This is a genomic window from Nonomuraea terrae (genome assembly GCF_044465245.1).
Lineage (GTDB): Bacteria > Actinomycetota > Actinomycetes > Streptosporangiales > Streptosporangiaceae > Nonomuraea > Nonomuraea terrae.
In genome coordinates, this window is record NZ_JBITLL010000006.1 from 60045 (window position 1) to 74686 (window position 14642).

13 protein-coding genes are annotated in these 14642 nt (G+C 71.3%); 5 read left to right on the forward strand and 8 right to left on the reverse strand.

Features of this window, described 5'->3' with window-relative positions:
* Positions 1-114 precede the first annotated feature (114 nt).
* Positions 115-2454, reverse strand: coding sequence for a zf-HC2 domain-containing protein (locus ACIBP6_RS29465; protein ID WP_397057150.1), 2340 nt, complete (start codon positions 2452-2454; stop codon positions 115-117).
* Between the two features lie 122 nt (positions 2455-2576).
* On the opposite strand from ACIBP6_RS29465, the gene pyrE reads away from it, so the two are divergent.
* Positions 2577-3110: an orotate phosphoribosyltransferase gene (gene pyrE / locus ACIBP6_RS29470; protein ID WP_397057151.1), complete on the forward strand. Its 534-nt coding sequence runs from the start codon at positions 2577-2579 to the stop codon at positions 3108-3110.
* A gap of 8 nt (positions 3111-3118) precedes the next feature.
* Here pyrE and ACIBP6_RS29475 read toward each other — a convergent pair whose 3' ends face one another.
* Together ACIBP6_RS29475 and ACIBP6_RS29480 are read right to left on the reverse strand one after the other, a co-directional pair.
* Complete coding sequence (locus ACIBP6_RS29475; protein WP_397057152.1) at positions 3119-3562, reverse strand: hypothetical protein; 444 nt, start codon at positions 3560-3562, stop codon at positions 3119-3121.
* 37 nt (positions 3563-3599) lie between these two features.
* A complete protein-coding gene (locus tag ACIBP6_RS29480) occupies positions 3600-4289 on the reverse strand; it encodes a DedA family protein (RefSeq protein ID WP_397057153.1) in 690 nt (229 codons plus the stop codon).
* A 129-nt stretch (positions 4290-4418) separates the two neighbouring features.
* Here ACIBP6_RS29480 and fbaA point away from each other — a divergent pair, with 129 nt between their 5' ends.
* The 3 genes from fbaA to ACIBP6_RS29495 all read left to right on the forward strand — a co-directional run bounded on the left by fbaA (position 4419) and on the right by ACIBP6_RS29495 (position 7263).
* The gene (gene fbaA, locus ACIBP6_RS29485) at positions 4419-5441 is read left to right on the forward strand and encodes a class II fructose-bisphosphate aldolase (protein ID WP_397057154.1); all 1023 of its coding nucleotides are present in this window, start codon (positions 4419-4421) and stop codon (positions 5439-5441) included.
* A 34-nt stretch (positions 5442-5475) separates the two neighbouring features.
* A complete protein-coding gene (locus ACIBP6_RS29490) occupies positions 5476-5886 on the forward strand; it encodes a DUF3151 domain-containing protein (RefSeq protein WP_397057155.1) in 411 nt (136 codons plus the stop codon).
* Positions 5887-5979: 93 nt separating this feature from the next.
* Complete coding sequence (locus tag ACIBP6_RS29495; protein WP_397057156.1) at positions 5980-7263, forward strand: adenylosuccinate synthase; 1284 nt, start codon at positions 5980-5982, stop codon at positions 7261-7263.
* Here the strand turns inward: ACIBP6_RS29495 and ACIBP6_RS29500 are convergent.
* The gene (locus ACIBP6_RS29500; protein WP_397057157.1) at positions 7233-8303 is read right to left on the reverse strand and encodes an AraC family transcriptional regulator; all 1071 of its coding nucleotides are present in this window, start codon (positions 8301-8303) and stop codon (positions 7233-7235) included. The two genes, ACIBP6_RS29495 and ACIBP6_RS29500, sit on opposite strands and share 31 nt — an antisense overlap.
* Before the next feature lie 21 nt (positions 8304-8324).
* Positions 8325-9185, reverse strand: a complete 861-nt coding sequence (locus ACIBP6_RS29505; protein ID WP_397057158.1) for a fumarylacetoacetate hydrolase family protein — start codon at positions 9183-9185, stop codon at positions 8325-8327.
* Between the two features lie 127 nt (positions 9186-9312).
* On the opposite strand from ACIBP6_RS29505, the gene ACIBP6_RS29510 reads away from it, so the two are divergent.
* Positions 9313-10614: an aspartate aminotransferase family protein gene (locus tag ACIBP6_RS29510; protein WP_397057159.1), complete on the forward strand. Its 1302-nt coding sequence runs from the start codon at positions 9313-9315 to the stop codon at positions 10612-10614.
* Here ACIBP6_RS29510 and ACIBP6_RS29515 read toward each other — a convergent pair.
* The 3 genes from ACIBP6_RS29515 to murA all read right to left on the reverse strand — a co-directional run bounded on the left by ACIBP6_RS29515 (position 10495) and on the right by murA (position 14626).
* Positions 10495-11505, reverse strand: a complete 1011-nt coding sequence (locus ACIBP6_RS29515) for an EamA family transporter (protein WP_397057160.1) — start codon at positions 11503-11505, stop codon at positions 10495-10497. The two genes, ACIBP6_RS29510 and ACIBP6_RS29515, sit on opposite strands and share 120 nt — an antisense overlap.
* A 364-nt stretch (positions 11506-11869) precedes the next feature.
* Complete coding sequence (locus ACIBP6_RS29520; RefSeq protein ID WP_132610512.1) at positions 11870-13159, reverse strand: GTP cyclohydrolase IIa; 1290 nt, start codon at positions 13157-13159, stop codon at positions 11870-11872.
* Between the two features lie 201 nt (positions 13160-13360).
* The gene (murA, locus tag ACIBP6_RS29525; protein ID WP_397057161.1) at positions 13361-14626 is read right to left on the reverse strand and encodes a UDP-N-acetylglucosamine 1-carboxyvinyltransferase; all 1266 of its coding nucleotides are present in this window, start codon (positions 14624-14626) and stop codon (positions 13361-13363) included.
* Positions 14627-14642: the final 16 nt, after the last annotated feature.

Sequence of the window (14642 nt, forward strand, 5' to 3'; positions counted from 1 at the left end):
TCTCAGGGTAATGAAAGCGGGTGATCGTGCGAGGGTTAATCCCGACGATTCGACCCTCACGCACCGAGCCGCCAGACCATTCAGGCCGACCGTACCAGTTTGTCCCGTTATTGGTCACTGCCGGGCTCGCACGCTCACGGCGGCCGCGCCGAACAGCACGACGTCCTTGTTCGTGGCGATCGTGAGGCCGGGATCGACGCCCAGCTCGGCGCTCACCGTGTCGACGTCGACGCCGAACGAGAGCTCCCTCGCGCCGCGCGCCGAGCCGTCGAAGACGTTGGACGCCTCGCGGTCGCCGCCCGACGGGGTGAGCGGGCCGGAGCCCAGCGAGACCTTGTCGCCGCCGAGGTCGGCGTCGCCCTCCCACGTCACCAGCTCGACCCGCGCGGGCGAGGCGGCCGGCCGCAACCCGCCCAGCGGTACGTACGCCCGCCGCCCGACCACCGTGCCCCCGTCGAGCACCACCGCCTGGCTGTACGGCTCCGCCGGATCGGTGACCACCAGCACCAGGCTCCACCCGGCATGGCGTGCGACCCCCTCCACCATGGGCACGTCGGCCGCCCACCACGTGCCGTCGGCGCGTACGCCTCGGGCGAGCTCGCTCACGTCGGCGAACGCCTGGTAGACCGGCCCGACCGGCAGCTCGCGCACCTTCACCTCGCTGGGCCGGACGGTCAGGTAGGTGCGCAGCCCCGGCGGCCGGACCCTGATCGGCCCCGCCTCCGCGCCGGTGGCCGACCAGTAGAGCCCGGCCCACACGACCTCGCCGCCCTTGGGCACGGACAACACCGCCGAGCTGGAGGACTCGGTGAAGGGGTGGTCGTCGCGGTCGAGCGCGAGCATCGGCCACAGGTCGTTGTCGCGCTGCTCCCCCTCGCGCCGCCGCGCCTCGCGGCAGCCCGCCTGCTCGTCGGGGCAGCTCAGCAGCGTGTTGCCGATCGCCCGGACGGCCACGCTGCCCTCGGTGGCGAACCTGGCGGGCGCGCCGGTCGCGCGTACGCCCTGCTCGGCGCGGGCGCGAAGGCGCAGGGGGCCGGCGGTGACGCGGACGACGGGGCCCGCGGCCTGCGGGGCCGCGCCGGACACGAGCACCCGCAGGTACACGGCCGTGGCCCGCCCCGCGGCGAGCGGCTCCCTGGCACACCGGGCGCCGCGACCGGACGGACGGCACTGCCAGCCGTCGACCGTGCCCACCGCGCCGGAGACGGCGGCGCCGGGCCCGCGCAGCACGGACGGGACGAACGTCACCCCCGGCGGCAGGTCGACGTGGGCCGCGACCTTCGCGCTGGCCGCCTCGCCGTGGTTGCGCACGCGGATGGCGACGATGCCGGGCCGGGCGCGGACGAGCGAGCCGAGCGGGTCGATCGTGACGCGCAGCCGCGCACCCACCGGCCTGGCGGACGTCGCCTGCCGGTCCTTGCCGCCGGGCGCCGGCACCGGAGAGGGCTCCTCGACCGGCAGCGGCACGGGCACCGGCACGGCCGACGGGGCCGGCAGCGCGATCGGCGGCCCGACCGACGGCTCGGCGACCGGCTCCGCGTCGGACCACCACTGGACGCCCCCGGCCACGGCCACCGCCAGGACCGTGCCGCCGGCCAACACCGCCTGCCAGCGCCGCGGCGCCCACCGCAGCCGCCGCAGCGCCCGCAGCGGCCGACCGGCCGCACCGCCCGGGCCCACCGCCCTGGCCAGCGCCGCCACGTAGCCGCTGAACAGGGGCCCGGCGATCAGCGGCCCGACGATGACGCGCAGCCCGCGATCGACGTCGGTCACCTCCAGCAGCACGCCGTGGCACTCCTCGCAGGCGTCGACGTGCTCGTCGAGCGCCTTGGCCTCGCGCCGGGCCAGCCCGCCGCGCACGTAGTGGCTCATCCGGCCGAGCACCGTGCGGCACTCCGGCGGCGTATCCGGCCGCAGATACAGCCGTACGTACGCCTGCCGCAGCCCTTCCCGCGCCCGGTAGGTCAACGCGGCCACGCCGTTGGCCGACAGCCCGAGCATCGGCGCCGCCTGCGCCGGCCTGGCGCGTTCGACCTCGGCGTGCCACAGCACCGCCCGCCACCGCTCGGGCAGCGACAGATAGGCCCGGGCGATCGGCGAGTGCTCCAGCCCGGCCAGCGCGGGATCGACGAACGGCGCCGTCGGGTCGTACCGCTCGATCTCGCCCGTGGGGTGGGCGGCGATGCTGGACCGGTCGTGCACCGTGCGCCGCACGATCGTCAGCAGGTACGTGCGGAACGCCGACTCGGGGCCGCCGCCCCGGCACACCAGGTCGAGGATCTTCGTGAACGACTCGGCGACGACGTCCTCCACCTCGACCCCGCTGACGAGCTGCCTGGCCATGGCACGCGCGGCGGCCACGTGGCGCTCGTAGAGCTCGCCGTAGGCAGCGGCGTTGCCCGCCTGGACCGCGTGGAGCAGATCGGCGTCGCTTTGCGGAGTTTCGGCACTCATAGTGACCTAACGATGACGCGGGGTTACCCGGGTCATCATTCCGCAGTCATCGCCATGGCTAAACCGCGAGCGCGTCTTTACCTGTGGGATGCGGCCGTGACCAGGACTCTAAGCTTGGTGCCATGACGGATCGCGACAACCTGCTGGCCGAGATCAAGAAGAAGGCCATCGTCCACGGCAAGGTCACCCTCTCCTCGGGCCAGGAGGCCGACTTCTATCTCGACCTGCGGCGCATCACGCTCGACGGCGTGGCGGCGCCGCTCGTCGGCGGGGTGATGCTCGACCTGACCGCCGACCTCGACTACGACGCGGTGGGCGGGCTCACGTTGGGCGCCGATCCGGTGGCGGGCGCGATGTTGCACGCGGCGGCCGCGCGCGGGCGGGCGCTCGACGCGTTCGTGGTGCGCAAGGCGCAGAAGGCGCACGGCATGCAGCGCCGCATCGAGGGCCCCGACGTCAAGGGCCGCCGGGTGCTGGCCGTGGAGGACACCTCGACGACGGGCTCCTCGCCGCTGACGGCCGTGGAGGCGCTGCGCGAGGCGGGCGCCGAGGTGGTCGCCGTGGCGACGATCGTCGACCGGGGCGCACGCGAGCGCGTCACGGCGGAGGGCCTCGAGTACCGCTGCGCGTACACGCTGGAGGATCTCGGCCTGTAACAGGCCGCTCAGTCGGGGGCCCGGACGGTGAAGGACTCGCGGGCGCCCTCCTCGCCGGGCTCGCGGAGCGTGCCGTTCTCGGTGACGTGGACGGTGCTCGCGTCGGCCAGCACGACGTCGAGCTCGGGCTCGTGGAAGCTGACCTCTTCGCCCCTGCTCATGTCACGGTGCTGCAGCACGTCGCCGCCGGGCACGCGTACGGTGACGAGCGGGCAGGTCTCAGCCACGCACTCGATGCGCACGGTGGGCTCCTGAGCGCTCTTCTCACTGGCGGGCGCCGTGGCCGGTTCACTGGCGGGAGCCGAGGTGCGCTCGCGTGCGGGCTCCGATTCGCCGAGCCTGCCGAGCACCTCCCGGCCGCCGATGACGAGCAGCGTCACCGCGGCCCCCACCGCCAGGACGGCGAGGGCTAATCGGGCAAGACCCATCGGTTCTGACTTGTGGCGTCCCACAGGGGGCAGCGTAGCGGGTGAAGATCGACCCGGGGGGTCAGAGCGGAGTGTCGGTCCCGGTCGGGACGCGCGCCGACACCGCCGCCCGGCGCTTCTTGACCACCTCGACGAGGATCGGGATCAGCGAGACGAGGACGATCAGGAAGACGCCCGGCAGGATGTACGTGTCGATCTGCTTGGGGTCGACCTGGTGACCGAGGAGGTTGCCGACCAGGATCAGGCCCTCGACCCAGACGACGCCGCCGACGACGTTCCAGAGCAGGAAGCGCTTGGCCCTCATCTCCAGCACGCCGGCGACGGGGTTCATGAACGTACGGACGATCGGCACGAACCTGGCCAGGATCACCGCCTTGGCCGGCCCGAACCTCTCGAAGAACTCCTCGGCCCGCAGCACGTGCTCCCGCTTGAACAGCCGCGAGTCGGGCTTGTCGAACAACCTGCGGCCGAAGCGCGCGCCGAGGAAGTGGCCCAGCTGCGCGCCGGCGACCGCGCACAGCGGCGTGCCGATGAGCAGCACGGGCAGCGACAGCGGCGTGATGCCCATGCCCTGGGCGACGGACGACGAGCTGAAGATCCCCGCGGCCACGAGCAGCGAGTCACCCGGCAGGAAGAACCCGAGCAGCAGCCCCGTCTCGGCGAAGATGATCGCGAGAACGCCGACGGTGGCGAACGCCCCCAGAAGGGTCAGCCACCAGGTCGGATCGAGGAGATTCACCAGCCAGTCCACGGCCGCGAGACTATCCCGTGGCCGTGAGCAGGCCCGGGACCGCCCCGGCGCGCGTCGGCTCTACCACATGGGGTAGACACTCGGAATACTGGGCCTGGCCCCAAGCCGTAACTTCTCAGGGAGATGATCATGCCCATTGCGACTCCAGAGGTCTACGCAGAGATGCTCGACCGGGCCAAGGCCGGCGGATTCGCCTACCCGGCGATCAACGTGACGTCCTCCCAGACGCTGAACGCCGCCCTGCGCGGCTTCGCGGAGGCCGAGAGCGACGGCATCGTGCAGATCTCCACCGGCGGCGCGGAGTTCCTCTCGGGCACCACGGTCAAGGACATGGTCACCGGCGCGACGGCGCTCGCCGAGTACGCGCGCGTGGTGGCCGCCAAATATCCGGTCACCGTGGCGCTGCACACCGACCACTGCCCGAAGGACAAGCTCGACGGCTACATGCGGCCGCTGATCGACATCTCGCTCGAACGCGTCTCCAAGGGTCTCGACCCGCTGTTCCAGTCCCACATGTGGGACGGCTCGGCCGTCCCGCTGGACGAGAACCTGCAGATCGCCAGGGAGCTCCTGGAGAAGTGCGCGCGGGCCCGCATCATCATGGAGATGGAGATCGGCGTCGTCGGCGGCGAGGAGGACGGCGTCGTCGGCGAGATGAACGAGAAGCTCTACACGACGGTCGGCGACGCGATCGACACCGCCGAGGCCGTGGGCCTGGGCGAGCACGGCCGTTACATGCTGGCCGCCACGTTCGGCAACGTGCACGGCGTGTACAAGCCGGGCCACGTCAAGCTGCGCCCGAGCGTGCTGAAGGACATCCAGGAGGCCGTCGGCGCGAAGTACGGCCAGGACAAGCCCTTCGACCTGGTCTTCCACGGCGGCTCCGGCTCGTTGCTCGAGGAGATCCACGAGGCCATCTCGTACGGCGTCGTCAAGATGAACGTCGACACCGACACCCAGTACGCCTTCACCCGGCCGATCGCCGACCACATGTTCAGGAACTACGACGGCGTGCTCAAGGTCGACGGCGACGTCGGCAACAAGAAGACCTACGACCCGCGTTCGTACGGCAAGGCCGCGGAGGCCGGGATGGCCGCCCGTGTCGTCGAGGCGTGCCAGAACCTGAAGAGCGCTGGGACGAAGATCTCATAGCCACTTCGGCGGCCTGGCGGGTATGACTGGTGCTATGGAAAACCTTCTCGCCGGGCCGCCCCCGACGCATCTGCCGGAGCTGCCCGAGGCCAGGGAGTTGCTGGACTCCGGAGTCAAGGCCGCCGACGTGGCCGCCCGGTTCCCCGCCTACCCCGCGGCCTGGGCCGCGCTCGCGGAGGAGTACTTCGCCCAGGGCCATGCCGTGACCTCCTACGCCTTCGCCCGCACCGGCTACCACCGCGGCCTCGACCAGCTCCGCCGTAGCGGTTGGAAGGGCCACGGCCCGATCCCGTGGGAGCACGCGCCCAACCGCGGGTTCCTGCGCTGCCTGTACTCCCTGGCGCGCGCGGCGCAGGCCATCGGCGAGAAGGACGAGGCCGAGCGCTGTCTGCAGTTCCTGAAGGACAGCACGGAAACGGGTTACGACGCGCTGACCAAGGGTTAGCCCTGAATGACCACGTTCGGGTAGTCTCTCAACGCAAGAGCCCCTGTCGCACTTGCGTCAGGGGTTTTCGTTTTGTGCTCGGGAGACTGAACCATGCCGGCTGCCGTTCTCGTGGGTGCCCAGTGGGGCGATGAGGGCAAGGGCAAGGCCACCGACCTGCTCGGTGGCGACGTCGACTACGTCGTCCGCTATCAGGGGGGCAACAACGCGGGTCACACCGTGGTCATCGGTGACCAGAAATACGCGCTGCACCTGCTCCCCACGGGGATCCTGTCGCCGGAGGTGGTACCGGTCATCGGCAACGGCGTGGTGATCGACCCTGGCGTGCTGCTCAGCGAGATCGACGGGCTGGCCGCCCGCGGCATCTCCGCCGAGCGGCTGCTGATCTCCTCCAACGCGCACCTGATCATGCCCCACCACAAGGCGCTCGACAAGGTGACCGAGCGTTACCTGGGCAAGGCCAGGATCGGCACGACCGGGCGCGGCATCGGGCCGGCGTACGGCGACAAGATCGCCCGGATGGGCGTGCGGGTGCAGGACCTGCTCGACCCGGGCATCCTGGCCAAGAAGATCGAGGTCGCGCTGACCGAGAAGAACCAGGTGCTGACCAAGGTCTACAACCGGCGCGGCATCGAGCCCGCCGCGGTGCTGGAGGAGTACCTCGCCTACGCCGAGCGGCTCAAGCCGCACATCGCCGACACCTCGCTGGTGCTGTCGAAGGCGCTGGACGAGGGCAAGTTCGTGCTGCTGGAAGGCGGCCAGGGCACGCTGCTCGACATCGACCACGGCACGTACCCGTTCGTCACGTCGTCCTCGCCCACGGCGGGCGGGGCGTGCGCCGGGGCCGGCATCCCGCCGAACCGGCTGACGAAGATCATCGGCATCCTCAAGGCGTACACCACCCGCGTCGGGTCGGGGCCGTTCCCGACGGAGCTGACCGACGAGATGGGCGAATGGCTGCGCCAGACCGGCGGCGAGTACGGCGTCACGACGGGCCGCAACCGCCGCTGCGGCTGGTTCGACGCGGTGATCGCCCGCTACGCGACCCGCGTCAACGGCGTCACCGACTACTTCCTCACCAAGCTCGACGTGCTGTCGGGGCTGGAGAGGATCCCGGTGTGCGTGGCGTACGAGGTCGACGGGGTGCGGCACGACGAGATCCCCATGACGCAGACCGACTTCCACCACGCCAAGCCGATCTACGAGGAGCTGCCCGGCTGGCAGGACGACATCACCGGCGCCAAGTCGTTCGATGACCTGCCGCGCAACGCGCAGGCGTACGTGCGGGCGCTGGAGGAGATGAGCGGGGCGCCGATCTCCGCCATCGGCGTGGGCCCGGGCCGCGATCAGACCCTGGTGATCCGCTCGCTCGTCTGAGCCCGGTGGGCTCTGCGGTATTCGGTGGGTGAGCAGCCCACGTGCCGCTTGAACACCCCGCGGAAGGCCTTCGCGCTCTGGTAGCCGGAGCGCGTGGCCACCGCCTCCACCGGCAGCGCCGACGACGTCAGCAGCGACCGGGCGTGCCGCATGCGCAGCCCGGTGAGCTGGCGCAGGAACGTCGTCCGGCGTTCCGCGGCGAACAGATGGGCGATGTGGAACGGGCTCGCCGAGACGGCCTGAGCCACGGTGGTCAGCCGCAGGCCAGGGTCGGCGTAGTGGGCGGCCATGTAGCTCTCGGCCATGGTCAGGATGTCGCGGGCGGACGCGGGGATGAGCCGCGTCAGGATCTCTTCCACCCAGATCCGTAAATATGAGCGTTCGTGGATGGAGTTCACCGCCACGAGCTCCGAGATCGGCAGCCGGGCGCAGGCGTCCACCCAGTCGGTGCAGCCGCTCGCCAGCCTGCGCCGGTTGACCAGGTCCACCACGAACAGCAGCTCCCCGACGAGCCACCGGTGCAGCGTCGCCGGGTCGAGGTCGCGCTCCTGGCTGCAGCGGTCGACCCAGCCGGCCAGCAGGGCCGCCGCCGCCCGGCGGTCGCCGGCGTGCACGGCCCGCGCCAGCTCCGGCTCGATCCGCACCGGCGGCCCACCCTCCGGGCGGTCCCCCTCCGGCGCCGTGATCACCCGGTCGCCGCCCAGCACCAGCTTGTAGGCGTTGGTACGGCGCGCGTCCCGCTCCGCCTCGGCCAGGAGCCCGGGGCGTCCGAGGCTGACCGTGGCCGTCAGCTCCCCGGCCCGCCCGATCCGGGCGCGTACGTCCTCGGCCAGGGTGCTCGCGCGGTCCATGAGGCGGCGGGGGTCGGGCCCGGTCAGGACGACCAGCCACTCCTCGGGCGGCAGCGCGACGCAGCCGGTGACCTCGCGGATCGCACGGTCGGCGCGCTCCAGCTGCGTGCGCGCCCACTGGGATCCGCGGGCCCTGGACAGCGCCATGTAGTCGTCGATGTCGACGAGCACACCAACCGCGTACTCCATACGGCCAAGAGTAACGCTGGTTTAGGCAGACCGAAATACCACTTCGTTGACGAGTGTGCCGACTCCGGCCACGGTCGCGCGCATGACGTCGCCGTGCTTCAGCGGCGCGATCCCGGCGATGGTGCCGGTCGCGATGAGGTCGCCGGGCAGCAGCGTCATGCCGTCCGACAGGTCCGCGATCAGCCTGGGCACGCCGAACACCATCTGCTTGGTGTTCGCCCGCTGGCGTACCTCGCCGTCCACCTCCAGCGTCAGCTCGACGTCGTGCGGGTCCGGCACCTCGTCCACCGTGGCCAGGTACGGCCCCGCCGGAGCGAACGTGTCGAACCCCTTCGACTGGTCCCACGGCTGGTTGCGGGCGATGTTCGTGAGCTGCAGGTCCCTGGCCGTCATGTCGTTGAGCACGGTGTAGCCGGCGACGGCCTCCCGCCAGCGCTCCTCCGGCAGGTCGCGGGTGACCGAGCCGATCACCACGGCCAGCTCCACCTCGTGCTCCAGGTGGCGGGTGCGGGCCGGCGCGATCACCGGCCGACGGTGTCCGGTCAGCGCGGACGGCGGCTTGAAGAACAGCACCGGGTCGGGCGGCACCTCCAGGCCGCTCTCCTCGGCGTGCGCCACGTAGTTGAGCGCCAGGCAGCAGACCTTCGTGCAGTTCGCCACCGGCGGCTCGAACAGCACCTCGGCCTCCAGGAGCAGCTCACCCGCCGCCGCCCACCGCCGGTCCGCCTCCTCGGTCAGCCGCTCCAGCCCGTAGTGGCCGAGCATCGCCACCGGGTCGTCGCCGCCCTCCAGACCGGTCAGGGGCAGCAGTTCGCCGCCCGGCCGCCAGGCCACCACTTCCACCGGATCGGCGGCCGTCCGCCGTACACGCCCGAGAAACATGCCTCAAAGCCCACCAGCGGCGGGTGTACGGCCACAAGGCCCCTTCCTTGCGATGCCGACCCCGTCCTTGCGGACTTGCTCGCCGGTCGCTTGTGGGCGGGCCGCGCGCGCCGCTTGGATGGGCGCCATGACGCGGACCTTGGACGCCAGCAGCAACATGTACGCGGACGCGCGGCGCTACCTCGCCGGGGGCGTCTCCAGCGACGCCCGCCGGGTCGACGGAGTGCCGCTCTTCGTCGACCACGCGAAAGGCTCGCGCCTGTGGGACGTCGACGGCAACGAGTACGTCGACTACGTCCTCGGCCAGGGCCCCTCGGTGCTGGGGCACTGCCCGCCCGAGGTCGTGGAGGCGGTGGCCGCGCAGGCCGCGCGCGGCATGGCCTATTCCGCCCAGCACGCCGCCGAGGTGCGGGTCGCCCAGCGCCTGTGCGCGCTGGTGCCGTCTGCCGGGCGGGTCCGGTTCAACACCGTCGGCTCCGAGGCCGTGCACGCCGCGCTCCGGCTCGCCAGGGGGTACACCGGGCGCGAGGCGATACTCAAGTTCGAGGGCCACTACCACGGCTGGCTCGACCCGGTGCTGTTCAGCGTGCATCCCGCGCTCGACGCGGCCGGCCCGGCCGACGCGCCGGCGGCCGTCCCCGGCACGGCGGGACAACAGCGCGGTCACTCCGACGACCTCGTCGTCTGCCCCTGGAACGACGTGCCCGCGCTGAGCAGGCTCATGGAGCAGCACGCCGGGCGGCTCGCCGCGGTGATCATGGAGCCGGTGTTGTGCAACACGGGCGCCATCGAGCCCGACCCCGGCTACCTGGAGGAGGTCCAGCGCCTGTGCCGCGAGCACGGCACGCTGCTGATCTTCGACGAGATCATCACCGGGTTCCGGCTGGCCCCGGGCGGCGCGCAGGAGCACCTGGGCGTCACGCCGGACCTGTCGGTGTTCGGCAAGGCGATGGCGGGTGGCATGCAGGTCTCCGCGCTCGTGGGGCGCGCCGACGTCATGGACCACATCTCGACCGGCAAGGTCGCGCACGCCGGGACGTTCAACTCCCATCCCGTGGGCATCGCCGCCGCCGAGGCCACGCTGCGCGTCCTCGACGAACGCCGCGACGAGGTCTACGGCACCCTGTACGCCCGCGGCGCCGAGCTCATGGAGGGCCTACGTTCCGCCGCCGCGAAGGCGGGCGTCCCGATGCTGGTGGACGGCCCTGGCCCGGTGTTCCAGACGTACCTCACCGAGGCGTCGTCGGTGCGGAACTACCGGGACTTCGCGGCCACCGACCGGGCCGCGATGACCCGGCTGCACGCGGCGCTACTCGACAGGGGCGTCAACATGGTGCCGCGCGGGTTGTGGTTCATGTCGGCCGCCCACACCGAGGCCGACGTCGCCTTCACCGTCGACGCGTTCGCCGACGCGCTTGGCACGCTTTGACCGCTCGGTGGAGATCACCAGCGCTACGCCGACGAGGATGATCAGGCCGCCCGCGACGACCTGGATCGTGACGGGCTCCGACAACACCAGCGCGCCGAGGGCTACCGCGACGGCCGGGTTGACGTAGGCGTAGGTGGAGACGAGCGAGATGGGTGCGTGGCCGAGCAGCCACGCGAACGACGTGAAGCCGATCAGCGAGCCGACCAGGATGAGGTAGACCAGGCCCGCCCACGAGCGGCCGCTGATCGCCGTCAGGTCGAGCCGCTCGCCCGTGACGAAGCCGAGCAGCAGCAGGCCGAGGCCGCCGGCGAGCATCTCCACGGCGCTCGTCGCGAAGGCGTTGGCCGGCATCGCGATGCGGGCCGACAGGAACGAGCCGACGGCCCAGGTCAGCGCGCCGAACAGGATGATCACGATGCCGACCGTGCTGCCCGCCTCACCTCCGGTCAGCGACAGCGCGGCGACCCCCACCAGGCCGACGAGGACGCCGGCCAGCGTCAGCGGCTGCGGCCGGTCGCGTACGGCGAACCTGAACACCACCAGCCACAGCGGCACGGAGGCGACGAGCAGCGCGGCCAGGCCCGTCGAGATGTGCTGCTCGGCCACGGCCACCATGCCGTTGCCGAAGGTCAGCAGCAACAGCCCGACCAGCGCGGCCCCGAAGAACTGCCGGCGCGTCATCCGGAACGCCTCCCGGCCGGAGCGCACCAGGAGGAACCCGCCGAGCAGCGCGGCCGCGGTGAAGAAACGCATGGCGCCGGAGAACATCGGCGGGATCGTCTCGACGGCGAGCGCGATGGCGAGATAGGTGGAGCCCCAGACCACGTAGACGATGGCGAGAGCTCCCCAGACGGCGGGAGTCACCTTGGCGTCAGGGGCGTTAACGGTCATGACTCGTGACAGTAGCGCCGCGAGGTGACAGTTCGCCGGTCGATTTCAGACCTTGAGATGACGAGGCGGCATACGCGGCGTACGAGCCTCGGCGAGAGGGACCCTCACCCGTGCCCGGCCGGGCCGCCGAGCACGGCCACAGGGGCATTTCAGGGGCGCGGAAGAGGTGTCCGGGAAGCGGGCACCGGAACGGATGTGGTGCCCCCGTCCGAATCGCGTCGATCGGGGGCAGCGGAGAACATACCCCTCTCCGCCCGCGTCAACCAACACGTTGACAAAAGTCAGTGCGATAGCTCCCCGAGGGCCCGCCGTCCTTCGGAAGGGGGAAGACAGGACGGCGGACCCGGAACGGGGCGGCGGCTCGTCAGCGTGGACCGAGCTTCTCCACGATCAGCCGGTAGAGCTGCCGGGGCCGCCCCGGCTGAGGCGTGCGGTTGGGCGGTAGCGGCCACGCGAGCCCCTCGTCAACCAGCGTGCGCAGCAACCGCCGTGCCGTACGCGGCGTGACGCCCAGCATCTTGCCCGCGCCTTCGGCGTCGACGACCGTGTCGCCGCCCTCCAGCTTGGCCGCCAGCCGGGCCAGTACCTCGACCCCCTTGGGCTTGAGCGCCGTCGCGCCCGTGGGTGGCATGCGGGGCGCCGGGATGAGCGCCCGGCCCTCCCTGTCGACCGCGAAGCCCTGCGCCTGCTTGCCCGCCTGGGTGCGGGCCAGCGCGGCGCGCGCGTGCGACTCGGCGTCGTGGGTGGTGCGGCCCATCCCGACGCCGACCTCGACCGCGAGGCCGAGCTCGTCCCTGATCCGGCCCGCGAACGGCAGCACCCTGAACCCGTCGGTGGCCGCCGCGATGGATCCCCGCGTGGCCGTGACCAGGTAGCTGTGATCGTCGATGGGCCAGACCGTCGCGTTGATCCGGTTGGCCTCCTGGACCAGGAGCCGGTGCAACGACAGCCGCAGTTCGTCGCGCCAGTAACGCGGCGCGGCCCGGCGTACGGGTTCGCGCAGCGTCGGGACCTCCACGAGGACCACGGTGAGCTGCGACTCCTCCAGCCGGTGGTGCGCCCCGAGCAGCGCCGCGGTGTGCAGCGCCGTACGGACCGCCGCCGACGTCGGCCTGATCCTGATCGCCGGCACGCCGGATGCGTGCAGGCGTTCGGCCACCGCGGGCAGGCACGTCAGGGCTCCTGTCGTGGCGCCCTGCCGCACCAGCCGTTCGTGGTAGGCCGCGATCGTGCCGGTGGCGCCCGGCTCGTCGCGGCTGTGCACGTCGGAAGCCGGGATACCGAGATCGGTGTACGCCTCCTCCACGTCCGCCCGGCTCACCACGTCGATGCTGACCCGCTGGGGGTCGATGCGCGTGTCGATCGCGGCCTTGGCCAGCGCCGCCACCAGTGCTGCTCCGCCGAGTTGCACGTACGTCGCGGGCATCGTCAGCACACCTGATCGCCGGGCCAGGTCGTAGGGGACCGGGCTGGCGAACAGACATGCGTCGACGCCGGGACCGAGCCGCGTCACCTTGTCGGGGGCCTCCTGCTCATCGCGATAGGCGGCCGCAACAAGGCGACACGGCAGCGGCGCCGCGGCATGACCCATCAGCATCACCCGCTCGACCAGGTCGTGGGGTCCCACCACGCCAATGGTGAGGTCCGGTGTCATGGCGCCCGGGCGTGACACTCGGGGAGTTTCTTCGGCCCTCTCGACCAATGTTCGTCCCATCCTGCCGTCCGTTGCAGTGCTCTCTTTTGGAACGATCGCTCGCGGGGGCCGTAATGTCACGCCTGACTTTTCCGGAAAGTCGTTCTAGTTGACCGCCCGAGAAGATGTCCTAGCAGCTCAACGCGGTTTTTCTCGCCTTTTTCAGTGCTCGGAAATCTCTCGTGTAATGTCCGCGCCGAGTGCACGCATTCGCGCTGCAAGATGTGCGTGGCCGCGGTCGATGAGGTATCCGGAGTCGATCACGGTCTCGCCTTGGGCCGCCAGGCCGGCGAGCACGAGAGCGATGCCCGAGCGAAGGTCGTGGGCGGTCACCTCGGTGCCGGTCAACGGCGTGCAGCCGCGGACGATCGCCCGGCTGCCGTCGACCTCGACGTTGGCGCCCATCTTGTTGAGCTCGCCGGCCAGGGCGAACCTGCCGTCGAAGATGCGCTCGTGGATGTAGCTGGTGCCGTCGGCGAGCGCCGCGACGGTCATCATCGGCGACTGCAGGTCGGTGGCGAAGCCGGGGTAGGTGTCGGTGATGATGTTGATCGGCCGCAGCGGGCCCTCGCACCGGACGTGCAGCACCGCGCCCTGGCTCTGGAACTCGACGCCCATCTGCTCCAGCTTGTAGCGCACGACGCCGAGGTCGAGGCCGGTGCCGACGAGGCTGAGCTCGCCGCCGGTGATCGCCGCGGCCATCGCGAAGACGCCGGCGTCGAGCCGGTCGGGCATGACGGTGTGCTCGACCGCGTGCAGCTCGTCGACGCCCTCGACGGTGATGAACCCGGTGCCGCCGCCGCTGATGCGCGCGCCCATCTTGGTGAGCATGTCGATGACGTCGAGCACCTCGGGCTCCAGCGCGGCGTTCTCGATCACGGTGGTGCCCTTGGCCAGGGCGGCGGCCATGATGAGGTTTTCCGTGCCGGTGTGGGACGGGGTGTCGAGATAGAGGGTGGCGCCGGTCAGGCCGGAGGCCTTGACGTGGATGACGGTCTCGCCCTCGTCGACGATCGCGCCGAGGCGCTTGTAGCCGAGGTAGTGGAAGTCGAGGTTGCGGCTGCCGAGGTTGCAGCCGCCGACGCCTTCGACGATCGCCTCGCCGAGGCGGTGCAGCAGGGCCGGGGTGAACAGCACCGAGCCGCGGAAGCGGCGGGCGATCTCGGCGGGCAGCACGGGGCTGCTCATCCGGGAGGCGTCGATGACCAGCGTGCGCTCTGACTCGTGCAGCTCGACGTACGCGCCGACGGCCTCGGCCAGCTCGACCGCGCGGCATACGTCTTCGATGATCGGCACGTTGCGCAGGACGGTGCGGCCCTTGGGGGCGAGCAGAGCCGCACCGATCATGGGAAGCACGGCGTTCTTCGCGCCCTGGATGAACGCGGTTCCACGCAGTGCGTTGCCACCGCGCACGCGGTAACGGACCATTCGTGCGGCTCCTTGG